Origin of the sequence: Bacillus sp. ISL-35, from assembly GCF_018613355.1 — a bacterium.
GTDB lineage: Bacteria > Bacillota > Bacilli > Bacillales > Cytobacillaceae > Mesobacillus.
The window spans coordinates 457686-481000 of record NZ_JAGGQK010000001.1 but is presented as its reverse complement, the minus strand read 5'-3'; the positions used below and the strand labels follow the sequence as shown (position 1 = coordinate 481000).

Below are 23315 nucleotides of genomic sequence, written 5' to 3'. Positions count from 1 at the left end.
TTTGTGAACAGCTTTCTGTTTCAGGTTATTTTTGTCACTCCTCATTTCACGATGTAAAATCAAAGTAATTCCGTTTTAACAGTCTTGGCTGTTCCATCAATTCTTCGAAGGTGATGACTTTGGCCAGTTTTTTTGTGTCGATTAGAAACAGCTGGTCTTCGATTTCCTTTGTGATCAATTCAGTCTGGTAGGTCATTTGACAGTCGAGACAATGGACTGCAGGTGTATCATTAATTTGGATTGCTTTGGTTCCATCGGGTAGTTCCCAATAAACTTTGTCTGTGACTGCTTTGATATTTTCACTGCTGCACCATTCGCAATTAGCCATTATTCACTCCCCTTTGCTGTCGGGAACGTCTCCTGAGGATCAGGGGCGTGAGTTGTTTTATTCTGTTGTGCCATGAATTTCTTTTCTTTCAGTTCATCGCGCTTTTCCCGCTTATCCTTGAGTGATGCATGTGTTGGATCTTCCTCGTACTTTTCACGGCGGTCAATCCTGCCTAGTCCTTCCGGGATTAAGTTGAATTCACTGTCATTCATGATGGCTGCAATTCCGGTATTGGATTTTTTCTTTTCGTAATCAGGATAAACCTGTTTGAAGTATCCTTCCGCTCTGCCTGGCACATAATTTTCAGGTTCTGGATAAGAGGTGATGACACCTTCGAAATTCCTGAGCACGACTTTCTCAGGACTTTGCGAAATCAGGTAGTTTGGCTGCAAGGAGATTTTTCCTCCTCCACCAGGTGCGTCAACCACAAAGGTCGGAACAGCATAGCCGGATGTATGCCCTCTCAAGCCCTCGATGATTTCAAGGCCCTTCGTCACAGGGGCGCGGAAATGGCCAATGCCTTCTGACAGGTCGCACTGGTAGATATAGTAAGGGCGAACCCGGATTTTTACAAGGTCATGCATCAGCTTTTTCATGATGGCGACACTGTCATTAATGCCAGCAAGGATGACCGATTGATTTCCAACCGGGACACCTGCATTGGCAAGCATTTCACAGGCCCGCTTTGAATCCTCGGTAATTTCAATCGATGTATTGAAGTGTGTATTCAGCCAGATTGGATGGTATTTTTTGAGGATGTTACATAGATTCTCTGTAATCCGCTGCGGAAATACAACAGGTGCACGGGTACCGATACGGATGATTTCAACATGGTCAATTTCACGCAGGTTTTTCAAAATATACTCAAGGATGTTGTCATTGATCAGCAGCCCATCCCCTCCAGAAATCAGCACATCGCGTACTTCAGGAGTATTCTTGATATAGTTGATCGCCGCATCCAGCTGTTTTTTGGCAACCCCCATGCCGATTTGTCCGGAAAATCTGCGGCGGGTACAATAACGGCAGTACATAGAACATTGATTGGTAACAAGGAACAGCACCCTGTCAGGATATCGATGGGTCAAGCCTGGCACAGGCGAATCCTCATCTTCGTGCAATGGATCTTCAAGATCGTATTTTGTTTTGTGGATTTCCTTTGAGATTGGGACAGACTGCATCCTTACCGGGCAGCGAGGATCATCTGGATTCATTAATGAAGCATAATATGGTGTGATATTGAGCGGGATTGTTTTTGTAGAGATCCTGACACCCTCTTCTTCATCAGGGGTCAGATTGATGACCTTTTTCAAATCATCGAGTGTCCTGATTGTATTGGTAAGCTGCCAGAGCCAGTCATTCCACTGTTCTTCGGTCACATCTTTCCATAGTTCGATATCTTTCCAATGTCTTAATGGCTTATATAAAGTTTGTTTCATCCAATTTCCCCCTAGCTATTTTTATATCAATTTATAATGCAAGTTCTGTGCCAGAGTTAGCGGACTATTCTGAAATAAGTAAACTGCTTGCAGCAGGGGTTTTTGAAGAACAAGACACTTCTGGATAAAAAAAATAACCTGCTGAAATTTCGGCAGATTATGTTTCAAGGCTAGATATTCAATTTTTTTAATTTATATTGAAGTGTTTGTCTTGGAATATCGAGCAGGATGGCTGCCTGCTGGATATTTCCGCCGGAGGCTTCGAGCGCATCCCTGATCAACTGCACCTCAAGCTCCTTCAGGTTCTCTCTCAATACCAATGAAGGAGTACTGCTCACCGGCTCTGGGGCGATATTTTTCAGCATCATTGGAAGGTCATGAGCAGTTAGCTTTTCACCTTCACAGACATTCATCATGTACTCAATTGTATGCTTTAGCTCACGTACATTTCCAGGCCATTGATGGGTAAGAAAAATAGACTTCGCCTTTTCATCCAGCCCGGACACATGCTTCCTCAGCTCATGATTGTACTGGCTTATAAAAAGGTCGCTCAGATAAAGGATATCTTCCTTTCTCTGTCTCAAAGGAATCAATTCGAACGTCAGAACATTCAGTCGATAAAAGAGGTCGGTACGCAGCTGATTCTCTTCCATCGCTTTCCCCGGGTAGACATTCATCGCGGAGATCACCCTGACATTCACTGACGTCACATTCGTGCTTCCGACCCTTCTGACAGCGCCATCCTCCAGTACACGCAGCAATTTAGCCTGGAGGTCGAACGGCATCGAGTTAAGCTCATCAAGGAAAAGCGTCCCTCCGTTTGCCAGCTCGAAAAGACCTGGCCTGTCCACCGCTCCGGTATAACTTCCCTTAGAAGTCCCAAATAGTATACTTTCGAGCAGGTTTTCAGGTATGGCTGCACAATTCTGGACTATGAACGGACCAGCAGCCCGCTTTGAAGCATTATGGATAGATTGGACGAAGAGTTCTTTCCCGGTGCCGCTTTCCCCATAGACAAGAATGGGAGAATCGGATTTTGCGAGTTTTTCAGCCTTCTTTTTTACCATCATAAAATGCTTATTCGTTGTCAGCACATCACTGAATGTATAGCCGGCCTGCTGTTTTACAGCCTTGCCATTTCGGAGTCTCAAACCCTTTTGGATTTCGACAAGGCGTTCTGAAAGCTGCTTGATCCGCGAATAATCCTTGGCGATTTCAACAGCACCTATCAGTTCCCCCTGGACAAATATTGGCAGAGTCGTATTGACAGTTTCAATTTTCCTTCCGTGCAAGTTTACAAAGGATTGTGTTTCATTATAGATTGGCTTTTTCGTTTCGATCACTTTCAGTAAGGTGCTGGATTGATCATTCAGCGAAGGAAAAACACTCAAGAGCGGCTTCCCAACTACTTCTCTGATTTCCAATCCATCATGCCTGGCGGCGACTTGATTGTAGAATATCGTTATGCCTTCGGTGTTGACGACATGGATGGCTTCATCGATGCATTTCAGTATGGCGCTCAAGATTTCTTCGGTAACATTGGATACTGAATTCAATCCCATCACACTCCCATATTAAGTATATGACAGCGTGCCGAAAAACTGTCTTCTACTGCCCAAAATTTGGCGGTTTTGCCAAATCTTTTACCCAAACGTTCATATTCTCAATTTTATCATATATATATACATTGTTCACCAGCCTGCCGCGATAGGCATAGCCTAATTGATACAATGCCGCATTCATGCCAAATGATAATGACCTCGCGATGGAATAGGCGCAAAAGATGCCGTTCTCAATCAGTTCTGCCTCTAAATGAGCCAGGAGGACTTTCATCAAGCCATGCTTCCGATGCTCTTTTAATGTCGCACAATCAGTCATTTCCGCATTTTTATAAAAAAGATCGACCTCTGCGGAAGCTGCGCTAACAATCTGGCCATTATGAACAAATCCATAGTAAATCGTTCCTTCAGTCATCGTTTTGACAATATACTCCGGGTCATTCAGCGGGGTTGGATAGATTTGAAAAACTTCTTTGTATAACTTGGATAATCCGTGGGCATCCGATTTGTCCATTTTCTTCATCACATAATCGCCTGGAGGATTAATCTTCTGGGTAGGCTCCGCCAAACGATAGACACTTTTTATGATTCCATCCTCCTCGGTCCAGTGCGGCGTTGCTTTTCTTTCGTCACTTAAAAACTTTGAAAAGAATACACAATCAGAGCCAAGGAAAAAACCGTCAATGCTTGCTTCAAAACTGTACCCGTGTTCAAGGAGCTGTGTAAAATGTTCTCTTCTTCCTTTAATGATCAATTTATCAGCCTTTTCGCTCTCTGCCAGCTCTTCTGCGTGTTTCAAAGCATTCGATAAACTGCCCAAGTAATCTTCCACTCTCACTCGTTTATTTTGTTTATCAAGATAAACAGTCATCTTGCCATTCTTGTCTGATAAGACGAGTGTTTTCCCTAAATGCATTTTCTCTCCCCCATCCCCTTATTTTTCTGTCGAATGAAAAGCCTGGCTTTGGGCCAGGCTGACTGTTCAATCCAGTTTGAATGAAACAAGCTTTAGTTCAGTCATTTCTTCAACAGCATACTTGATTCCTTCTCTACCAGTCCCGCTTTGTTTGACACCGCCATATGGCATATGGTCGACCCGGAAAGTAGGGATATCATTGATCATCACGCCGCCGACGTGCAGATTCCTGGCTGCTCTGAAAGCTTTTTGAAGATCATTTGTATAGACACCTGCCTGAAGGCCGAACTGCGATTCATTGACCTGGTTGATTGCTTCATCAAAGTCCTGGAACGTGTTGATATGGACAACTGGTGCGAAGACTTCCTCACAGGAAATTTTATCAGTCGGTTTTGCATTTAGGAGCACAGTCGGCTTTAATACCTGCTGTTCGCTTTCTCCTCCCAGGACCAGTTCGGCTCCATTTCCCACCGCATCCTGAATCCAGGACTTGGCCCTTTGTACATCCCCCGCACTGATCATTGCAGCGACATCTGTTTCTTCTTCCAGAGGGTCCCCCACTTTAAGACGGCCTGCTTCTTCAACGAACTGCGAAACAAATTCCTCGGCAATAGTTTCATGGACATAAATGCGCTGAATCGAAATGCAAACCTGCCCCTGATTTGAGAAGGCACCCGTCACGATTCTTGGCATTACCTTGCTAAGGTTCGTTCCTTCATCGACAATCAGTGCCGAATTCGAACCCAGTTCAAGTGTTACCCTCTTTAAACCGGCATTTTCACGAATATAAGTACCGACCGCAGGGCTTCCGGTGAAGGTTACCTTTTTCACCCGGTCATCAGCAACCAGGACGTCGCCGACACTTTTCCCGCTGCCGGTTACCACATTCAGAGCGCCTGCCGGCAATCCTGCCTTATGAAAGTATGAGGCGATTTTATAGGCAGATAACGGTGTCTGGCTCGCTGGCTTAAGGACGACTGTATTTCCCGCTGCTATCGCAGGTCCGACCTTATGGGCGACAAGGTTCATTGGGAAATTGAATGGAGTAATCGCAGCGATGACGCCAAGCGGCTCCTTTACAGTATAAGCAATACGCCCCTCTCCGCCGGGCGCGGCATCCATCGGGATGGTTTCTCCCTGGATCCTTCTTGCTTCTTCCGCGGCGAATGTATAGGTCATGACGGTCCGGTCGACTTCTGCCCGGGCCGCTTTCAATGGTTTGGAGGATTCCTCGGCGATCAGCCTTGCACATTCTTCACGATCCTCCTGAATATAATCGGCCACCTTCCGAAGAATATCGGCACGTTTATGGGCATCCATTTCCGCCATGCCCCTCGCTGCTTCAGCTGCAGAGTCAATCGCTCTGGTCACGTCTTCTTTGGCCGCTTCTGCTACTTCGGCTATTTGTCCACCTGTATATGGATTTAACAGTGGACGGTAATATTCTGTTTCCACACTCTCTCCATTGATCCATAAATCCTGTTTCATCTTATCCCTCCTGCTGTTTGCAGCATTCATAAATCACTGATTCAAGGACATCAAACCCTTCCTCCATTTGTCGGTCTGTAATGACAAGCGGAGCTAGAAGCCTGATGACGTTTCCATAAAGACCTGCGCTCATTAAAATCAATCCGCGCTGATGAGCCTTCGCTAGCACCTCCTTAACGATTTGCCCATTCGGCACCCCATTTTCATCGAAAAATTCCATAGCGCACATGGCTCCTAAAGATCGAATATCCCCAATCTCAGGAAACTGTTTTGCCAGTTTTCCAAATCTCTCCTGAAATTTATCTCCAAACTGGTTTGCTCTTTCGAGAAGGTTTTGCTCATCTATCATTTTAACGACTTCTATCGCTGCAACACAACCGAGAGGACTTCCGCCATATGTTCCGCCAATCTCTCCAATGCCAGCTGAATCCATGATTTCAGCCCGTCCTGTAACCGCACTGATTGGAAGTCCGGCAGCAATCGATTTTGACATGGTCATCAAATCAGGTATCACGCCGTAATGCTCCATTGCGAACATCTTCCCTGTCCTGCCAAAACCAGTCTGGATCTCATCTGCAATAAAGAGGATTCCGTACTGTTCACATATTTTTTTCACACCCTGCACAAAGGTCTTTGATGGTATATTAAATCCACCCTCGCCCTGGATCGGTTCCATGATGATCGCGGCAATTTCCGTGCCTGGCACCTCGCTTTGGAAGAATGTTTCAAACTTCTTCAGAATATAAGCATCCAGTTCATCGGGGGACATGCTTTTCTCCTGGGAATAAACAGGATACGGCCATTTATAGGTTTCAGGTGCAAACGGACCGAACTGGTACTTGTACGGTTTCACCTTGCTTGTCAGTGACATTGCCATATATGTCCTTCCATGGAATGCACGTTCAAATGAAATGATCCCTTTTCTGCCGGAAAATTTCCTGGCGATTTTTATCGCGTTCTCCACTGCTTCCGCACCGCTGCTCAGGAAAAAAGTCTTTTTATCATGGTCGCCCGGGGTAATATTGTTCAGCATTTCCGCCAGTTCAATATAAGGTTCATACATCATCACATGGAAACATGGGTGAAGATAACGGTCAATCTGTTCATGGAGCGCATTCACAACCTCTGGCGGACAATGGCCAACATTGAGCGTGCCGATTGCACCTGCAAAGTCAATGAATGTGTTCCCGTCTACATCGGTCAATAGGGCACCTTCGCCCCTTTCGGCAAAAGATTTGATCGTATTGAATGGGCCAACAGGAATATTCTTCTCTTTTCTCTCGAGCAAGGCCTTTGCCTTGGGACCCGGAATGGCTGTTTTGATCTTTATATCTCCCACTTTTTGACTCCCCCTAATCGATAATGATGGCAGTTAGGTTAGACGCAGGTTCCGGACATATACCAGTCTGCTTTCATTTTTAATTTCCTAGTTTAAAAGCTTTAAAGCTTGCTTCACCAATGCAAGTAAAAGATGCTATTCACTTATTTCACACCATTCAAGCAAAGTCATGGCAATGATTTCGGCCGCTTCAAATACATCTTCCAGTTTGATATATTCGTTTGCCTGATGTGCTGTTTGCGTTACCCCAGGCCCAAAAACCACTACCGGTATCCCGCCAACTTTTGAAAGGATGCCGCCATCTGTCGCCCAAGGGGAGGCTTCAATTAATGGCTCCTGTTCTTTGACACCTTTATAGCTTTCAGATATGACTCGAATCAGTTCATGCTCCGGATCCAAATCGCCCGGCAGCCAGCTTGCGCCGAACCATTCAAGCACAGGGTTGTTTTCTTGAAGCCATGAGTCAGCATTGCTTACTTGTGATAGGGCTGCAGCCATTTCCCGTTTTGCTTCCTCCTGGGTTTCGTTCGGGGCAACCCCCATCCTGCCTTCAATGATCGCCAGGTCAGGAACCGAGGATGGCCAGTCGCCAGCCTGAATTTTTCCGATATTGATTGGAATTGGTATTGGAATACTATCAAAAAACGGATCTGTTATTCTCTCGTTCCTCTCCATTTCCAGTTTTCTCAATCGATCAATCACCAGCATCGCCTTTTCAATCGCATTGACTCCCTCATACCTTGTGCCGCCATGGGCACCTTTGCCTTTAACCGAAATCCTGAACCACATGGATCCCTGCTGCTTTGGAAATAGCTTCATGTTCGTTGGTTCGGGAATGATTGCGGCATCCCCCTTATAACCCCTTAGTACTGCAGCAAGCGACCCCGCACCGCCGCTTTCTTCTTCGATCACACTCTGGAAAATGACATCCCCTTTTAACTTAATCCCTGAATTCTTTATAGCTTCCATCGCCATCAGCAAGGAGGCAGTACCGCCCTTCATATCCGTTGAGCCCCGGCCGTAAAGCTTGCCGCTTTCAATATATCCGCTGAAAGGGTCGCGATCCCAGTCCTTCATGTCACCGGCGGGTACAACGTCGATATGGCCATTCAGGATCATCGACTTTCCCCCGCCAGTTCCTCTCATGATTCCTACCGCGTTAGGGTTGCCTTTGAAGTTGAGGCGATCAGAACAAAACGCCGGGTGGTCAGCCAGTCCGTCACCTCCGATTTCCCAGATATCCATTTCAAAGCCTAATTCGCGGCATTTTTCGATCACTACAGCCTGTGCTCCACTTTCTTCTCCCCTCGTACTTGGCTCCTGTACCATTTTTTGCAACAGACGTGTTCCCTTGATTCTATTTTCCTTGATATATTTCCGCACCTTTTCCTCAGCAGATTGCACGATATCAACCCCTTTAATAGTCAATAACCCGGAGATCCTCGGCGATGGAGAAATCGCAGGCTGTTTTAGAAGTAATCTCAGCAATGGTATATGGCGCAAAAAGCTCAGAGAGAATCATGGATCCTTCATTTATTTTAAAAACTGCCAGGTCGGTGATCACCATGTCGACACAGTTGGAGGCAGTCAATGGCAAGGAGCATGACTTCACCAATTTGGACACCCCGTTCTTATCGGTGTGGTTCATCAGCACAGCAACTTTCCTGGCCTTTTGCGCCAGCTCCATCGCCCCACCCATTCCCGGCACTTTTTTGCCCGGGACAATCCAGTTCGCAAGGTCCCCTTTTTGGCTGACCTGCAAAGAACCCAGTATTGTAAGGTCCACACGCCCTCGTCGGATCATTCCGAATGCTGCCGCACTGTCACAATAGGAAGAACCTGCAACGACCGTAACCGGGAACCCGCCAGCGTTGCATAAATTTTCATCTTCACATCCCTTTTCAGGGGATGAGCCCATTCCGACTATCCCATTTTCGGCATGGAACATCACCTGTGTTTCCCGTGGCAGGTGGTTAGGGACAAGAGAAGGGATTCCAATCCCCAGATTGACTACCATGCCGGAAGTAATCTCCTCGGCAGCCCGCTTCGCCATCCTATTCCTGACATCTATTCCCATGCCCATTTCCAATTCACCCCACAAGATGGAATCACCATATCCACGAACACACCTGGCGTCACTATTTCTTCTGGGTCCAGACTGCCAAGCGGAACAATTTCTTCAGCCTCGGCAATCGTGAATTTCCCCGCCATCGCCACGAGCGGATTCGTATTCCGGGCGCTTTTATCGAAAACCAGGTTCCCGTATGGATCGGCTTTCTTGGCATAGACGATGGCTACTTCTGCCGTCAGCGCAGTTTCAATCAAATATTCTTTTCCATTAAGAGTCATCTTTTGTTTGCCCTGTGAAACGAAATCATGATCGACCCCAACATCTGTCAAAATAGCGCCAAGCCCCATTCCACCGGCCCTTATGCGTTCCGTAAGCGTGCCCTGAGGCGAGAACTCGACCTCCATTTCGCCCCTGGTCATCAGGTCGCCTGCAACAGGATTCGATCCGATATGGGAGGCAATCACTTTCCTGGCCCTCCTGCGGCTGACAATTTTGCCGATGCCGATTTCCGGAAAACCTGTATCATTGCCGATCAACACAAGGTTTTTGATGTTCTTGTCCAGAATGCCCTCTATCAGGGCGGGAGGAGAACCAACTCCGCCAAACCCGCCAAACATCAAGGTCATTCCGTCATAGAAATATTCCATTGCCTGCTCAAGCGCAGCAATTTTCCCGAATGGATTTTCCATCTACTCTTCAACTCCATTTTCAAAAGGAAATCCCAGTGTTTTATATACTTCAAAGAATGTTGTTTTCAAAAGGGCAATCAGTTCGTCAATTTCATGCTTGGTGATTGTAAGCGGCGGCGCGATGATGACCGCATCCCCTGACAGTCCATCAAGGCCGGACCCAGCAGGATACAGCAATATTCCGTGGTCCCTGCCAGTTCTGACAACCAGCTCCGTCAGTTTTACGCTCTGATCGAACGGAATTTTCGCTGCAGGCAATTTGACAAACTCTAAACCAAGAAGCAACCCTTTTCCCCGTACATCACCAATAAAGGCGAATTGTGTTTTTAGGGAATCGAGCTTATTTTTCAGATAAACAGACTTCGATTCTACATCTTTTAAAATATGATTATTTTCTAGGTATTCCAAAACAGCCAAAGCAGCTGCACATGATTGAGGGTTTGCGCTTAGAGTGTGGCCGCTCATGATCACTTTGGAACCCACCAGGATTGGTTCCATCACATGGTCACTTACGACGGTCGCTGCTATTGGTGCATAACCGGCTCCCATCCCCTTGCCAAGGGCGACAATATCGGGAATGATATTCCAATGCTCCATTGCCAGCATTGGCCCTGTCCTGCCAAACCCTGTCATTACTTCATCCGCGATAAATAATATATTGTTGTCATCACAAATCTTTTTAATTGTTTCGTAGTAGCCTTCCGGTGGCGAAATCGCACCGCCGGCTGCGCCAATCACCGGTTCTGCAATAAATGCGGCGATATGGTCGGCTCCAATCCTTTTTATTGCCCCGTCCAGCTCCATGGCGCATAAATAACCGCATTCCGGAGCCGATTTTTGGTATGGACAGCGATAACAGTAGGGAGGTGAAATCGTCGGGAATTCCTCAAGCAATGGGACAAACCTCGCTCTTCTTCCGGGATGTCCTGACATCGAGAGCGCGCCAAGCGTGATACCATGGTAGCTGACCCACCTCGAAAGTATTTTGGTTTTTGACTTCATCCCTTTCTCCTGCCAGTACTGAATCGCAATTTTCAAGGCGGTTTCGGTCGCTTCTGACCCACTGTTTACAAAAAAACTCCAGTTCAGGTCACCAGGCAATAAATCAGAAAGCTTTTCAGCAAGCTTTTCTGCCGGCTCACTGGTGAATTGAGAGCGGTAGACAAATGAAACTCGTTTGGACTGTTCATGCATCGCCAGAATGATTTCAGGGACTCCGTGACCGATGTTTGCCGTTACAGCCCCGGATGCAGCATCGAGATACTTCTTTCCGTCTTTGTCAAAAAGGTAGACACCTTTACCATAGTCAATCTCCGGATAGTTCTCATCCAGGGCAGGTTTGATTAAATAGGACGGCCTCATAATTTCACTCCATTCACCGCAAATAAAATCAAATGGACATTCTGTAAATTGTATGAAAACAAAACGGGAATCTTTCTTATATATGAAAAAATTACGCCATACATCCCAAGGGAATGCTGTGAAGGGATTTTTGTGTTTATTAAAATTTGTTTTTTAAAGGAGGTTTGCGGAAGTACTGTTTGTACTTTGAGGGTAGTTATGACAGGTTTGGAGGTAGTTCATGGAAAGGTGGCGAACTTTTGTCTGCTTCAGACAGCTTTGGCGTTAATACATGAAAAGCTGTCCGAACTCGGGCTTACTTCGGACAGCTTTAGGGCTATTATTCGAAAACCTGTCTGAACACGGGCTTACTTCGGACAGGTTTAGGGCTATTACTCGAAAAGCTGTCCGAACTCGGGCTTACTTCGGACAGCTTTAGGGCTATTATACGAAAACCTGTCTGAACGCGGGCTTACTTCGGACAGGTTTAGTGCTATTACTCGAAAAGCTGTCCGAACTCGGGCTTACTTCGGACAGCTTAAGGCCTATCACACGAAAAGCTGTCCGAACTCGGAACTCCTTCGGACAACTTTGGGGCTACTACTCGAAAAGCTGTCCGAACTTGGGCTTACTTCGGACAGCTTTAGGGCTATTACTCGAAAAGCTGTCTGAACTCGGGGTTACTTCGGACAACTTTAGGGCTATTACTCGAAAAGCTGTCCGAACTCGGGCTTACTTCGGACAGCTTAAGGCCTATCACACGAAAAGCTGTCCGAACTTGGGCTTACTTCGGACAGCTTAAGGCCTATCACACGAAAAGCTGTCCGAACTCAGGGTTACTTCGGACAGCTTTAGGGCTATTACATGAAAAGCTGTCCGAACTCAGGGTTACTTCGGACTGCTTCTGCTTGTTCAACTAAAAACCTGTCCAAAGTGCTCCTATGCCCACCTAAAGAAAAAGACACCTCTATGAAAGGTGCCTCCATCACGATCTATTCGTCATGTTCAATAAAAATCTCCGTTTCGTCACTGGCTGCTTTTATGGTCGCGAATGACCCGATCGGCAGGGTGGCAAATGGCTGGACATGTCCGAAATTGACATTTGCGATGATTGGAATGTTCCTTAATTCTTCTTTGCTCATGATGATTTTTCTTAATGCCTCTTCTGTGATATTGGAGTTCTTTTGGAAACGGCCAATCAAAAGGGCTTTTATCGAGGCTGCATCTGGAAGGTGAAGAAGTGATTGGAGATCTCGGTCGAAACTCCTTGAATGGCTTTCTTCATCATCTTCAATGAACAGGATGCTGTCTTTCAGGGATGGCATGAATTCAGTACCCTGAAGCAGGTTCATTGTGCTAAGGTTGCCGCCAATCAACCTTCCCCTTGCTTCTCCTTCCTGGATGACCATATAGCCCTCGGTTTCGTGGAACGTCCGATTTTCCTGTTCCAGATACCAGGCGTCATCTGACCACGTTTCTGAAGGGGAAATTTCATAAGGCGCATCATTCGTAACTGCATCCAAAAACGAATTCAATGTGTATTCCAGTCCATGCTTCACGCCAAAGGTTGAAAAGTGCGGGCCTGAGTAGGTTACCAGCTCGGTTTTCTTATAGATTGCCAGCTGCAAAGCCGTAATATCGCTGTAGCCGCAAAAAACCTTCGGGTTGGCAGCGATCAAATCGAAATCTATGTATTTCAGCAGCTGGTTGGAATTGTATCCGCCTATGGCCGTTAAAATCCCTTTTACATTCGGGTCGGTAAATGCTTCATGAATGTCCTCAATCCGTTCCTCAATCGAAGAACTGAAAAACTCATCGTGAGCATCTGCATTCTTTCCAAATGTCACCTTGAAGCCAAGCTGCGTCAACCTCTCAACAGCCAGATCCAGTTGAGCTCCCTTCAAAATGATCATGCTTGTCGATGGTGCGATGATCCGGATTTCATCCCCAGTCACTAACTTTGGTGCAAACATATTCTCCCCGCCTCTTCAATGATATCTTCTATTCTATCAAAGAAAAGGCAGGGTGTAAGCATGTTAAAACGTGCGAAATAGAAACTAGTTTTTCAATTTACTCACAGGACCTATACAAGTGCAGGCTCAGCTTTTCGTCCTGTTTTTGACTTCTCGATAATGTCAGTCGCAATCCAGACTCCGCAGGCGCTTGCCTGTGCAAGTCCGCGAGTGATGCCACCACCGTCTCCGCCAACATACAGGCCGCTGATTTCAGTTTCAAACTTGTCATTCAGCTTCGGCCGTGCTGAATAGAACTTCGCTTCAACCCCATAGAAAAGCGTATGCTCTGAAGCAAGACCAGGCGTAACCTGGTTTAGCGCTTCCGTCATCTCCACCAGACTCTTAAGGGTGTTATATGGAAGGACCAGCCCTAAGTCTCCAGGGACTGCTTCCTTTAATGTCGGTTCAAGGAATCCCTCTTTGATTCTTTTTTCCGTTGACCTGCGACCCTTTAAAATATCTCCGTATTTTTGTACGATCAGCCCGCCGTTGGAAAGACTGTTCGCCAATCGGGATATTTCATGCGCGTATTCATTCGGTTTATCGAATGGATCAGAGAATGTATGGGACACGAGCAGTGCAAAATTCGTGTTGCCGCTTCCAAGTTTGGGATCTTTATAGGCATGGCCGTTTGCAAGCATGATTCCGGAATGATTCTCGACAACAACATGTCCGGATGGATTGCTGCAGAAGGTTCTCACGCTGGTCCCTACTGAGGTATTGAAGATGAACTTCCCTTCGTATAGGTGTTCATTTATTTCCTCCATGACGACATTGGATGTTTCGACACGGACTCCAATATCGACCTGGTTATTGATCATCTTAAGCCTTCTTTTTTTCAAAAGCTGTGTCAGCCATTTGGAGCCGTCACGGCCAGGCGCAACTACGACTTTATCAGCATAAATTTTCTCCCCGTTCCTGAGCTCAACACCTGTGACTTTATGGCCGTCAGGCGTTTTTTCAGTAATCAAATCCTCGATTTCCGTCTTGAACGCCATATCCACTTTGTCTTTTAAGTATTCAAATATATCCTTTAAAATCTCAAGATTCTGTTCCGTACCAAGGTGGCGAACCTGAGCTCTCAGCAGCTTCAAGCCAGCGGCATAACCTCTTCGTTCGATCTCACGGACCTTGTCTGTCATTGGATCGGTTATGCTTTCTGTTGCGCCATGTTTGAGGTTGATTTGGTCTACATATTTAATTAGTTCGACAACTTTTGAATCAGGAAGGTAATCCGTCATCCAGCCGCCGAATTCACTTGTTATATTGAATTTTCCATCCGAGTAGGCACCTGCCCCGCCGAAACCATTGGTGATCGAACACGCCGGCAGGCATCCTGCAAAATCCTTTTTTCCAGCTGGCGGTGGGCATTTTTCAATTTTCTTTTGTAAAATTGGGCAGTTCCTTCGGTAAATATCGTGTCCTTTATCCACTAACAGAACATTAGCTTCTGGCATCTTCAACGATAATTCATAGCAAGTGAAAATCCCTGCCGGACCTGCTCCAACGACAATCACATCATAGTTTGTTTTCATTCTGCATCCTCCGCCATATCAGTTTTTTGCTTAACCAATGGTAAATATAACAAATAACCATTATGCAGTCAACCTAAAACACGAACTATAAATAATATACTTAAAATAAACGTTCGTGTTAAACGATGGCGAATTAAGAGGCTGTCTGTTGGCAGACAGCCCCGCAAATTATTTTACAGGCGTTTTATGCTACTTTGTTTTTACCAGTTATAGCTGCAGCAAGCACCAATGATGATTAACAAGATAAACAGAACAACGATTAATGCAAAACCGCCGTATCCGTAACCACAGCCAGCACCGCCCACTCCTGCATAAGGGTAACCGCCGCCACAGAAAGTGCCATAAGTTGGTGCTGTTGCCATTGGTGCAGTTACAGGCATTGGGGCATTATCATATCCGTACATTAAAAACCACTCCTCGTTTGTTTTTGAATTGCTTTCCCTTTACGGTATGATATGGGTACTTGACCCGTTTGTGCATTAGCCTATTTTTTTTAATTTATCATTTTTCCCAGCCATGCCAACTTTTCACTTCATTCTTAGCGGGTAAAGGTTAAAATGGAATAATAGCAACTAACGTCCGGAGGGTACAGCCAAGTATGAAATCTAACGCTAAAAAAATTTTGACCCTATTTTTCCTTACAGCTGCAGTAATCTCTTTTTTAGCGATTCAATCAGAACATTACCTGTCCGATGATTTAAATGTTTATGAAAAAATCTCCGCCGGTTCATCGATCAATTACTTGATTATTGGCGACAGCATTGGACGGGGCGCTGGAGCAGAAAGCAAAGACCTAAGATGGTACAGCCAGTTCGAGGTGCTTCTTAAGGATTTCAGCGGATCCCGGGCACGCCGTAATAGCATTGTCCAAAGTGGAGCGACTGCTTTTGAAGGTTTATACAAACTGCAAAAAGCCCCAAAGTTCAGTGACGTCGATCTCATTTTCATTGTTTTTGGTGAAAATGACCGTAAATATATGGACGCTGAGCAATTCACTTTTTTCTATGAGAGACTGATCAGAAAAGCAAAAGAGCGATACCCGGGCTCTGAAGTGATCACGATCATCGAGAATCCTTTAAAGCAGGAGGAATTTGCTGAGGCGATTAAACGAGTTTCTGTCCATTATGGCGCTAAGCCATTGGACATGCGTATTCCTTTCAAGGAATCTGGCATGCTGACAGAACAGCTGACGACCGATATGGTGCACCCGAATGGGAAAGGATATCAACTGTATGCGTATTCCATACTGGAGCTGATCAAAGATCATATTCAAAAGGAAACGGATGTTGCCGGATATCCTAAACCCTTGACAAGAAATCAAGCAATCTCTCTGTCTGAAAAAAAACATTTCTCTGCCCGCAAAGGGTTCCGTAGGCAAAATGGGATAAATATCAGCAAACGTCCAGGGGATATACTGGAATATGAGTTTGAGGGATCCATCCTTGGAGTGACGGCAATACGAAGCCAGTACGGCGGAATGATGAAGGTTTATATTGACGGAAACTATGTTAGTACCCTTTCCACCTGGTGGCCGTTCTCACGGGAGCGAGTCATATATATAGCAAGCGGCCTTGATAACGGTCACCATACAGTTCGCTTTGAAACACTTAAAGAAGCATCCTTGCATAATAAAAGTGAACAAAAAATGGTCCAGATTTCCTCGATCATCGTCGCTGTCGATGAGGAAAAATAATATAGAAATTTCCCGAAGGAAAGTGTATGATACTTTCTATATGCCCACCTCTTAACCGCAGATTGGATCATGCTTGGAAAAGGGGTCCCTTGACATGGGAAGCTGTATTTAGGGCAGCAATAATTCCTGAAGGAGAGACCATGAAAAGTATATTCAAAAATTTTATTAACGGTATTCTCACCATTGTCCCAATCATACTCGTTATCTATGTGATTTATAAAACCTTCATGTTTTTGGACAGTTTGCTTGGAAATTTACTGAGGCCGTATTTTAAAGAAAGCTATATTCCAGGGATCGGCCTGCTGACAACATTGGTTCTGATTACCTTTCTCGGCTGGCTGTCGACCCGATTCATTACCGGCAGCATCATCAGGCTGGTTGACAGACTTCTGGAAAAAATTCCTCTAGTCAAAACGATTTACTCTGTTATCAAAGATACTGTCCATTCTTTTCTTGGGGATAAAAAGTCGTTTTCAAAAGTGGCTTTGGTTACGATCCCAGGAACCAATATGAAAAGCCTTGGTTTCATTACGTCTGAGAACCTTCAGGCATTTCATGAACCATTATCAGGACATGTTGCCGTTTATGTACCTCAAACTTTTCAAGTTGCCGGTTTTACGTTCCTGATTCCCAAAGAAGACATCGAAATTCTCGATGTCAAATCCGAGGATGCAATGAAGTTCATCCTTTCAGGAGGAATGACTTCCGCTAACGGGGAGAAACATGTGAAACAAAACAGCCGCTGACATAGATCAGCGGCTGTTTTCTATTCAAAGGTCACTTCAAGAATCGCAGTTGATCCTCTCTCAACATCGCTTTCAGTCAATTTTTCTAATGAGGACGCCTGGTCGGTGTTAGTGATGATAATTGGGGTTATGGTACTCTTCGCTTTCTCACTGATGATCCCCATATCAAAGGATACGAGTTTATCCCCTGCCTTTACCTGGTCACCTTGCTTCACATGTGTTTCAAAGCCTTCTCCATTTAGGGATACGGTTTCCAGGCCAATATGGATGAGAATCTCCGCTCCGTTCTTAGCCCTGATCCCTATAGCATGTTTTGTAGGGAAAACCTGGATGATCTCCCCATCTGCCGGTGCAACAGCTACTCCGTCTGCTGGTTCAATCGCCAAACCGTCACCCATCATTTTTTCAGAAAAAACAGGATCAGGAACTTCTTTCAGATCGACTGCCTTCCCGGTAATTGGTGCCATAAGCTTGATCGTTTTAATGGGTTCCTCCTTTTTTCCAAACAACTTTTTAAACATGCGTACCATTCCTTCCTGCGTATTAGTCATGTTTAATCCTGGAACAGTTTTAGAAACTCACCATAACCTTCTTCTTCCATCTTTTCTTTCGGAACAAACCTCAAGGCTGCTGAATTGATGCAATACCTCAGCCCATTTTCTCCCGGACCATCATCGAATACGTGGCCCAGATGGGAATCCGCACTTTTGCTCCGCACCTCGGTCCTGACCATGAAATGGCTCAGATCCTGTTTTTCGATAACTTCTTCCTCCTCGATTGGCTTTGTAAAGCTTGGCCAGCCGCAGCCCGCATCATATTTATCCCGCGAGCTGAATAATGGTTTTCCAGAGACGATATCTACATACATGCCCTCCCTAAGGTCATTCCAGTATTCATTCCGGAATGGCGGTTCTGTCCCATTGTTTTGTGTCACTTCATATTGCATCGGCGTCAGCCTTTTCTGTAAATCTTCTTGATTCTTTTTCATTTATTTTCCCCCCAATGTTCCCTGATAAAAGCTTCACGTCCTGAACCTTTATGATAAGCATTATATCGTTCGGGATTCTTTTTATAATAACCCTGATGATAGGTCTCGGCAGGATAGAAGGTTTTTGCCGGCAGGATTTTTGTCGCGATTGGCTTCGAGAACTGACCGCTCTCGCCAATCTTCCTTTTCGACTCTTCTGCAAGCTGCCTCTGTTCTTCATCATGGTAGAAGATCGCTGTCTGATATGATTGGCCCCTGTCATAAAACTGACCGCCAGGGTCGGTTGGATCGATTTGCTGCCAGTATAAATTCAGAATCTCCTCGTACGGAAATACCTCCGGATCAAATGTAATTTGTACGGCTTCATAATGGCCGGTCGTCTCACTGCAGACCTCTTCGTATGTAGGATTTCCCTTGGTTCCTCCTGTATAGCCGGAAACAACACTGTAGATTCCCGGCTGCTCATCAAACGGCTTCACCATACACCAGAAACAGCCTCCGGCAAAAGTCGCAAGCGCCCGATTTCCTTTATTCATGATTCCACCTCTTCCAATTTTTAAATAAACTCTACTCAAATACTTATTCCCTATTGTATAACTTTTAAAGCAAAAAACACATTCATAACGCTCAACAGTAAAAGCCCCTTCCGAAGAAGAGGCTTGGCTGATGGTCATTTGTATTTTGTTTTTTGGCGAATTTCTTTATTGATATTTTTCCAGTGCCTTTTTTCCTCAGCTTGTGCTTTCTTATCCATTTTCCGGTCAATATATGCCAGCTCTTTTTGCAGCTTTTTATAGCTGGCAAGCCTGTTTTCATCCAGGCGGCCTTCATCAATCGCCGAACGAACTGCACAACCGGGCTCGTTACCATGGGTACAATCACGGAATTTGCATTCTTCGGCGAACTGATCGACATCTGCAAAGCTTTCCCCGATGCCCTCCTCGACTGTCCATAGCTGAATCTCTCTCATTCCCGGTGTGTCAATGAGTACCGCGCCACCAGGCAGCAATACCATCTCCCGGTGTGTTGTTGTATGCTTGCCTTTATCATCGCTATCACGAATTTCCTGTACCAGCTGTTTTTCGTATCCCGTGAAATAATTGACCAGGCTTGATTTTCCGACCCCTGACGATCCGATTAAAGCGACCGTTTGTCCAGGGGTTAGATATCTTTTTAATTGCTCGATGCCGGTTCCCTCAAGGACACTTACTGGTATGACAGGAACCCCAATGGCCACTCCTGACACCAGTTCGATCTTCGCTTCCAGCTCATTTTCCAAATCCGCTTTGCTCAATATAATGACCGGATTCGAACCGCTCTCCCAGGCGAGCAAAAGATACCTTTCAATCCGCCTTAAATTCAAGTCATCATTAAGTGAATTTACAATGAACACCGTATCAATATTAGCTGCGACAATTTGCTCTTCGGTGACCTGGCCTGCAGCCTTTCTGGAGAACTTGCTTTTTCGCGGCAGGATTCCCCGGATGGTTCCCCACACTTCACCTGGTGAGGTTTTGACGGCAACCCAGTCACCAACCGCAGGCAAGTCGTCCCTGCCGTTCGCTTCATATGTCAATTTGCCTGAAAGGGTACAGAGATATTCTCCATCTTCGAGCCACACTCTGTAACTATGCTTGTGCTCCAACGCAACCCTGCCAGGCTTGTAACCTTGGAATTGAACCTCCTTAAAAAAGTTTTCTATTTCAGCAGTCATTCCGATACTTTCAAGTTTATTCATTCAATTTCTTCCTCCAACATGCTTATTTAATATAAAAAACCACAGGCATGCACAGTCCCATGGTTTCATAAGCATGTAGAAAAAAGACGAATAGTCGATTGTTCTGCTTAGGTTAGTGGGACGTGCAATAAGTAACGGCCATCTTAATAACATTTAACATTCTGCTCATTGCACTCCACCTGCCTCTCGTATAGTTATCTTCAGTATATGGAAAAATTTTCTCCTTGTAAACCCTTTTTAAAATTCCCATGTTCATTATGAACAGTTCCGCACCCATTATGCCCATTTTGCATATTTTACATTTGAGTATTCTATTTAGGAGTGAGGGGTATGTCCACCAGAAATCAGAATGAGTACCTGCATAAAGCTGCCATGTATGATTTATTGGCGAATTACTATAAATATATTGATCCGAATATGCATGTCATGTACTATCATAAACATTTGCGGAACCTGAACAAGGCTGTACAGTTGATGCGTTCTTATGGATCACCTGTAAGTACACCAACCACTTTGCCTTCAATGCTGCGCTTCTTGCACGCTTCGCCGGGACTTAAGGCTGTAGATATTTATTTAAATGGCAGCCGGGTACTACGTGACTTTGATTATAAAAACAATAGCAGCCATATGCAGCTGCAGCCTGGAAAATATCAGGTAGACATTTATCCTGCGGGAGATAGCGTTTCGACTGTCATTAGCAAAAAAATAACGGTCGAACCAGGAAGGATATACACTGCCGCAATCGCCGGACCTTCGAATAAACTCCAGTTACTGACATTTGAGGATCACCCGCAAACACCTGTCGGAGAAACGAAAGCAAGGTTCATCCATCTTTCACCAGACGCCCCGGCAGTAGACATAGCCGGAATGAATGGGGATATCATTTTCCCGAATGTATCCTATAAACAAGCTACCACATACCTGGCTCTGACCCCAATGACGATTACACTCGAAGCCAAAATTGCAGGAACTAAAAACACCGTATTGACGATCCCCGATGTCAAATTGCAGCCAAATAACGCCTATACGATTATTGCGATTGGGACCGCAAAGGGAGAGCCGCCGCTTGAAGTCCTTTTATTGCAGGGATGAATCCTGGCCGGGAGACCGGCCATTCTTATTTGCTTAAGAATCCAGCAATTTAGCAAAAATCATGCAAAAAGGCACTCTATAAGAGCGCCTTCCTAATCTGCCGGAACCAGCAGGGTAAATTTAATATTATTTTTCTTTAGATCAAATTCATTGACCCGTACTTTTATATCACTTTTCAGCTTAAGCCTTTGCATCGAGACGTATACTCTTTCTTCCTTAGGCTGGATTTCAACTGCTGCAGGTAAATGGTAGCTGTCCCGAACGAACTTTAGCACGGTTGAAACGGGAAGGTTCAATCTTCCAACTGAAATGGACCGTTGTTTCAGGATTAAATCTCCATTTTCCAAAGCACGAGGTTCGAAAGTCAGCTTCAATTCCAATTCCTGACTGAAGATTGGGATCGTCCCATATAATTCAACCTCATCTGTCAGTAAAACCTGATAGTCAAACTGGCTATTTTTCGCTTCTTCTTCTAAATAATGATTGATCACCCTGTTCAAGTCCCGTTTGTTCGTCGATACATGAAAGGCAACATCATCCATAGCCGCATTCCTGCTGCTTGGCTCTTCCTTCGATTTCTCTGCAGGCATCGAGATCAGAATCCAAAAGAGTAAAATCGAGGCTGCAATCAGACCCAATAAAATAAAAAAGCCTATCTTCCACTTGTTTTTCACCATCAGTCTTTGTAACTCCTCTGTCCAATTCTATTCATTCAGCGAATCGAGGACCTGTTCATCAAGCAGTCCATATATCCGATCGGCAATTAATTGGTAACCCCGGTCATTGGGGTGGAAATAATCTGTGTACAAAAGATTCTCTTCATTGTTCAAGAATATATCATGAATGTCGACAAAATAAGCATTCCCATCACGCTCTACTATCGAGTTGCTTTCACCATTCCACTTATCCACTATTTGATTCATTTCCTCAACATCGGAAAACCAAATGAAAAATGGATTATAAAGCCCCACTAACACAATAGGTGCATTTGGATTTAACTTGCGGATTGCCGTGAATATTTCCTGCAGCTGTTCAGCGAAGATTTTCTGTCCGATTTGGAACTGATCAAGTCTTAGATTGGAAAAATTCTCTTTAACAACCTTCATTAAATCATTCCCGCCGATGGTTAAAATGATCAAGTCGGCTTCCTCTACAGATGATTGTAAGTTTTTATTCTCCAGCCTATTCAACAGCTGGTCCGTTCTGTTGCCTCGAACTCCAAAATTCTCAAAATTAGCATTCCTGATTGATTTTTCGCTTTCAAGATCATCTGCAAGATATGGTATATAGCCACCGGAATTCGTACTGTCACCGACACCCTGTGTCAGAGAGTCCCCGGCAGCCACAATATGCAGCTCCCTTGGAAAAAAAGAATCCGGCAAGGCTTCCTTTATTTCCATCCCTGTTTTCTTTACGTTATTGAAATTCCCTTTTTGCAGGTTTTCAAACGGACTGCAAGCTCCTAAAAGTAAAATCATCAGGACATTAAGTAAGGTGAATTTTTTGAGCACTTTTTATCACCTACCTATGAAAAGTATAATAATTATAACATTTAATGCTGCCTCACGTGTTCCTTTGTTGAAGTATGTATGATGCTCTATCTTTTATTTTAATCTGTTCAAGCAGCCGGGCCTTAATCATGACAGCAAAAAAAAAGGCCACAAAAGCGGCCTATTGAAGTGTTTTAATATCTTCGATGATCTGTTCAAAAGGTACTTCTTTCAGACCAGTATAATACTTCCTCATTACTCCCTCTTGATCGATAAGATAGAAGTCAGTGCCATGAATGACTTGATCTCCTTCTTCAGGTTTCTTGACGAAGGCCTTGAAGCTTTTAAGCGCAAATTTTTCTATTTCTTCCTGGCTGTAACCAGTCAGGAATGACCAATTGCTGAAATCCACATTGAACTTCTGGCCATATTCTTTAAGGACTTCAGGCTTGTCGACAGTAGGATCAACACTGAATGACACAATTTCAACATTCTCGAGTTTTTCTTCCTTAATCATATCCTGAAGTTTTGCCATATTGGCAGTCATCGGCGGACAAACATCCGCACAGTTCGTGAAAACAAAATCTGCAACCCATACTTTCCCTTTTAAATCGTCTTTACTAAGCTGCTCACCAGCTTGATTCGTAAATGTGAAATCCTCAATCGGATAATTTACCCCATCCTTTAATTCGCCGTTTCCACAGGCAGCTGTGATAATGGCAACAGCAGCCATCATGATCAGCAAAAATCCCTTTTTCACGTTCATCACCTGCATTCCCTATAATGTCCATAACCAATTCTAGCAGACGAGTTTGAGAGAAGAAAGAAAAAGATATGAGGAAAGTGTGAAA

23 protein-coding genes are annotated in these 23315 nt (G+C 44.9%); 3 read left to right on the top strand and 20 right to left on the bottom strand.

What is annotated here, in order from left to right:
* Window positions 1-46: 46 nt before the first annotated feature.
* The 13 genes from J7E38_RS02490 to J7E38_RS24410 all read right to left on the bottom strand — a co-directional run bounded on the left by J7E38_RS02490 (window position 47) and on the right by J7E38_RS24410 (window position 15022).
* Window positions 47-328, bottom strand: coding sequence for a YokU family protein (locus J7E38_RS02490; protein ID WP_214708100.1), 282 nt, complete (start codon window positions 326-328; stop codon window positions 47-49).
* Window positions 328-1764 carry a lysine 2,3-aminomutase gene (gene kamA, locus J7E38_RS02485; RefSeq protein WP_214708102.1) on the bottom strand — a complete coding sequence of 479 codons (1437 nt, stop codon included), beginning with the start codon at window positions 1762-1764 and terminating at the stop codon, window positions 328-330. Before kamA ends, J7E38_RS02490 begins: the two co-directional genes overlap by 1 nt.
* Window positions 1765-1934: 170 nt before the next feature.
* A complete protein-coding gene (locus J7E38_RS02480; RefSeq protein ID WP_214708103.1) occupies window positions 1935-3326 on the bottom strand; it encodes a sigma 54-interacting transcriptional regulator in 1392 nt (463 codons plus the stop codon).
* Between the two features lie 46 nt (window positions 3327-3372).
* Window positions 3373-4239, bottom strand: coding sequence for a putative beta-lysine N-acetyltransferase (gene ablB, locus J7E38_RS02475; protein ID WP_214708105.1), 867 nt, complete (start codon window positions 4237-4239; stop codon window positions 3373-3375).
* A 66-nt stretch (window positions 4240-4305) separates the two neighbouring features.
* A complete protein-coding gene (locus tag J7E38_RS02470; protein ID WP_214708107.1) occupies window positions 4306-5727 on the bottom strand; it encodes an aldehyde dehydrogenase family protein in 1422 nt (473 codons plus the stop codon).
* A 1-nt stretch (window position 5728) separates the two neighbouring features.
* On the bottom strand, window positions 5729-7066 hold the full coding sequence (gabT, locus tag J7E38_RS02465) for a 4-aminobutyrate--2-oxoglutarate transaminase (RefSeq protein ID WP_215038088.1): 1338 nt from the start codon (window positions 7064-7066) through the stop codon (window positions 5729-5731).
* A gap of 135 nt (window positions 7067-7201) precedes the next feature.
* Entirely contained in the window at window positions 7202-8470 is a 1269-nt protein-coding gene (locus J7E38_RS02460; RefSeq protein ID WP_214708109.1) for a peptidase, read from the bottom strand.
* Window positions 8471-8483: 13 nt separating this feature from the next.
* A complete protein-coding gene (locus tag J7E38_RS02455; protein WP_214708111.1) occupies window positions 8484-9149 on the bottom strand; it encodes a 3-oxoacid CoA-transferase subunit B in 666 nt (221 codons plus the stop codon).
* A complete protein-coding gene (locus J7E38_RS02450; protein WP_214708113.1) occupies window positions 9134-9826 on the bottom strand; it encodes a CoA transferase subunit A in 693 nt (230 codons plus the stop codon). Before J7E38_RS02450 ends, J7E38_RS02455 begins: the two co-directional genes overlap by 16 nt.
* A complete protein-coding gene (locus tag J7E38_RS02445; RefSeq protein WP_214708116.1) occupies window positions 9827-11188 on the bottom strand; it encodes an aspartate aminotransferase family protein in 1362 nt (453 codons plus the stop codon).
* Window positions 11189-12159: 971 nt separating this feature from the next.
* Complete coding sequence (locus J7E38_RS02440; protein WP_214708118.1) at window positions 12160-13140, bottom strand: S66 family peptidase; 981 nt, start codon at window positions 13138-13140, stop codon at window positions 12160-12162.
* Window positions 13141-13250: 110 nt separating this feature from the next.
* Window positions 13251-14717, bottom strand: a complete 1467-nt coding sequence (locus J7E38_RS02435) for an NAD(P)/FAD-dependent oxidoreductase (RefSeq protein ID WP_214708120.1) — start codon at window positions 14715-14717, stop codon at window positions 13251-13253.
* A 200-nt stretch (window positions 14718-14917) separates the two neighbouring features.
* Window positions 14918-15022 (bottom strand): YjcZ family sporulation protein, encoded by a 105-nt coding sequence (locus J7E38_RS24410; protein WP_483297155.1) that lies wholly within the window; start codon window positions 15020-15022, stop codon window positions 14918-14920.
* Window positions 15023-15315: 293 nt separating this feature from the next.
* On the opposite strand from J7E38_RS24410, the gene J7E38_RS02425 reads away from it, so the two are divergent.
* Window positions 15316-16410 (top strand): SGNH/GDSL hydrolase family protein, encoded by a 1095-nt coding sequence (locus J7E38_RS02425; protein WP_214708122.1) that lies wholly within the window; start codon window positions 15316-15318, stop codon window positions 16408-16410.
* Window positions 16411-16550: 140 nt separating this feature from the next.
* Window positions 16551-17156 (top strand): DUF502 domain-containing protein, encoded by a 606-nt coding sequence (locus tag J7E38_RS02420; RefSeq protein ID WP_214708124.1) that lies wholly within the window; start codon window positions 16551-16553, stop codon window positions 17154-17156.
* A 20-nt stretch (window positions 17157-17176) separates the two neighbouring features.
* On the opposite strand, the gene J7E38_RS02415 is transcribed toward J7E38_RS02420, so the two are convergent.
* The 4 genes from J7E38_RS02415 to rsgA form a co-directional block, all read right to left on the bottom strand.
* Window positions 17177-17677 carry a PTS sugar transporter subunit IIA gene (locus J7E38_RS02415; protein WP_214708234.1) on the bottom strand — a complete coding sequence of 167 codons (501 nt, stop codon included), beginning with the start codon at window positions 17675-17677 and terminating at the stop codon, window positions 17177-17179.
* Window positions 17678-17709: 32 nt separating this feature from the next.
* Window positions 17710-18144 carry a peptide-methionine (R)-S-oxide reductase MsrB gene (gene msrB / locus J7E38_RS02410; RefSeq protein WP_214708126.1) on the bottom strand — a complete coding sequence of 145 codons (435 nt, stop codon included), beginning with the start codon at window positions 18142-18144 and terminating at the stop codon, window positions 17710-17712.
* On the bottom strand, window positions 18141-18680 hold the full coding sequence (gene msrA / locus J7E38_RS02405) for a peptide-methionine (S)-S-oxide reductase MsrA (RefSeq protein WP_214708128.1): 540 nt from the start codon (window positions 18678-18680) through the stop codon (window positions 18141-18143). Before msrA ends, msrB begins: the two co-directional genes overlap by 4 nt.
* A gap of 134 nt (window positions 18681-18814) precedes the next feature.
* Window positions 18815-19882 carry a ribosome small subunit-dependent GTPase A gene (rsgA, locus tag J7E38_RS02400; RefSeq protein ID WP_214708130.1) on the bottom strand — a complete coding sequence of 356 codons (1068 nt, stop codon included), beginning with the start codon at window positions 19880-19882 and terminating at the stop codon, window positions 18815-18817.
* Between the two features lie 330 nt (window positions 19883-20212).
* Here rsgA and J7E38_RS02395 point away from each other — a divergent pair, with 330 nt between their 5' ends.
* The gene (locus J7E38_RS02395) at window positions 20213-20974 is read left to right on the top strand and encodes a DUF4397 domain-containing protein (RefSeq protein ID WP_214708132.1); all 762 of its coding nucleotides are present in this window, start codon (window positions 20213-20215) and stop codon (window positions 20972-20974) included.
* A gap of 92 nt (window positions 20975-21066) precedes the next feature.
* Here the strand turns inward: J7E38_RS02395 and J7E38_RS02390 are convergent, their stop codons facing one another.
* The 3 genes from J7E38_RS02390 to J7E38_RS02380 form a co-directional block, all read right to left on the bottom strand.
* Window positions 21067-21651, bottom strand: a complete 585-nt coding sequence (locus J7E38_RS02390; protein ID WP_214708134.1) for a YpmS family protein — start codon at window positions 21649-21651, stop codon at window positions 21067-21069.
* A 27-nt stretch (window positions 21652-21678) separates the two neighbouring features.
* A complete protein-coding gene (locus J7E38_RS02385) occupies window positions 21679-22485 on the bottom strand; it encodes an SGNH/GDSL hydrolase family protein (RefSeq protein WP_214708136.1) in 807 nt (268 codons plus the stop codon).
* Window positions 22486-22645: 160 nt separating this feature from the next.
* Entirely contained in the window at window positions 22646-23230 is a 585-nt protein-coding gene (locus J7E38_RS02380; protein ID WP_215038086.1) for an SCO family protein, read from the bottom strand.
* Window positions 23231-23315 lie beyond the last annotated feature (85 nt).

What these genes read in the sequence shown, in the direction of transcription:
- J7E38_RS02490 (WP_214708100.1), bottom strand. Translation starts at nt 328, where the DNA reads ATGGCTAATTGCGAATGGTGCAGCAGTGAAAATATCAAAGCAGTCACA.
- kamA (WP_214708102.1), bottom strand. Translation starts at nt 1,764, where the DNA reads ATGAAACAAACTTTATATAAGCCATTAAGACATTGGAAAGATATCGAA.
- J7E38_RS02480 (WP_214708103.1), bottom strand. Translation starts at nt 3,326, where the DNA reads ATGGGATTGAATTCAGTATCCAATGTTACCGAAGAAATCTTGAGCGCC.
- ablB (WP_214708105.1), bottom strand. Translation starts at nt 4,239, where the DNA reads ATGCATTTAGGGAAAACACTCGTCTTATCAGACAAGAATGGCAAGATG.
- J7E38_RS02470 (WP_214708107.1), bottom strand. Translation starts at nt 5,727, where the DNA reads ATGAAACAGGATTTATGGATCAATGGAGAGAGTGTGGAAACAGAATAT.
- J7E38_RS02455 (WP_214708111.1), bottom strand. Translation starts at nt 9,149, where the DNA reads ATGGGCATGGGAATAGATGTCAGGAATAGGATGGCGAAGCGGGCTGCC.
- J7E38_RS02450 (WP_214708113.1), bottom strand. Translation starts at nt 9,826, where the DNA reads ATGGAAAATCCATTCGGGAAAATTGCTGCGCTTGAGCAGGCAATGGAA.
- J7E38_RS02445 (WP_214708116.1), bottom strand. Translation starts at nt 11,188, where the DNA reads ATGAGGCCGTCCTATTTAATCAAACCTGCCCTGGATGAGAACTATCCG.
- J7E38_RS02440 (WP_214708118.1), bottom strand. Translation starts at nt 13,140, where the DNA reads ATGTTTGCACCAAAGTTAGTGACTGGGGATGAAATCCGGATCATCGCA.
- J7E38_RS02435 (WP_214708120.1), bottom strand. Translation starts at nt 14,717, where the DNA reads ATGAAAACAAACTATGATGTGATTGTCGTTGGAGCAGGTCCGGCAGGG.
- J7E38_RS02425 (WP_214708122.1), top strand. Translation starts at nt 15,316, where the DNA reads ATGAAATCTAACGCTAAAAAAATTTTGACCCTATTTTTCCTTACAGCT.
- J7E38_RS02420 (WP_214708124.1), top strand. Translation starts at nt 16,551, where the DNA reads ATGAAAAGTATATTCAAAAATTTTATTAACGGTATTCTCACCATTGTC.
- J7E38_RS02415 (WP_214708234.1), bottom strand. Translation starts at nt 17,677, where the DNA reads ATGTTTAAAAAGTTGTTTGGAAAAAAGGAGGAACCCATTAAAACGATC.
- msrB (WP_214708126.1), bottom strand. Translation starts at nt 18,144, where the DNA reads ATGAAAAAGAATCAAGAAGATTTACAGAAAAGGCTGACGCCGATGCAA.
- msrA (WP_214708128.1), bottom strand. Translation starts at nt 18,680, where the DNA reads ATGAATAAAGGAAATCGGGCGCTTGCGACTTTTGCCGGAGGCTGTTTC.
- rsgA (WP_214708130.1), bottom strand. Translation starts at nt 19,882, where the DNA reads ATGAATAAACTTGAAAGTATCGGAATGACTGCTGAAATAGAAAACTTT.
- J7E38_RS02395 (WP_214708132.1), top strand. Translation starts at nt 20,213, where the DNA reads ATGTCCACCAGAAATCAGAATGAGTACCTGCATAAAGCTGCCATGTAT.
- J7E38_RS02390 (WP_214708134.1), bottom strand. Translation starts at nt 21,651, where the DNA reads ATGGTGAAAAACAAGTGGAAGATAGGCTTTTTTATTTTATTGGGTCTG.
- J7E38_RS02380 (WP_215038086.1), bottom strand. Translation starts at nt 23,230, where the DNA reads ATGAACGTGAAAAAGGGATTTTTGCTGATCATGATGGCTGCTGTTGCC.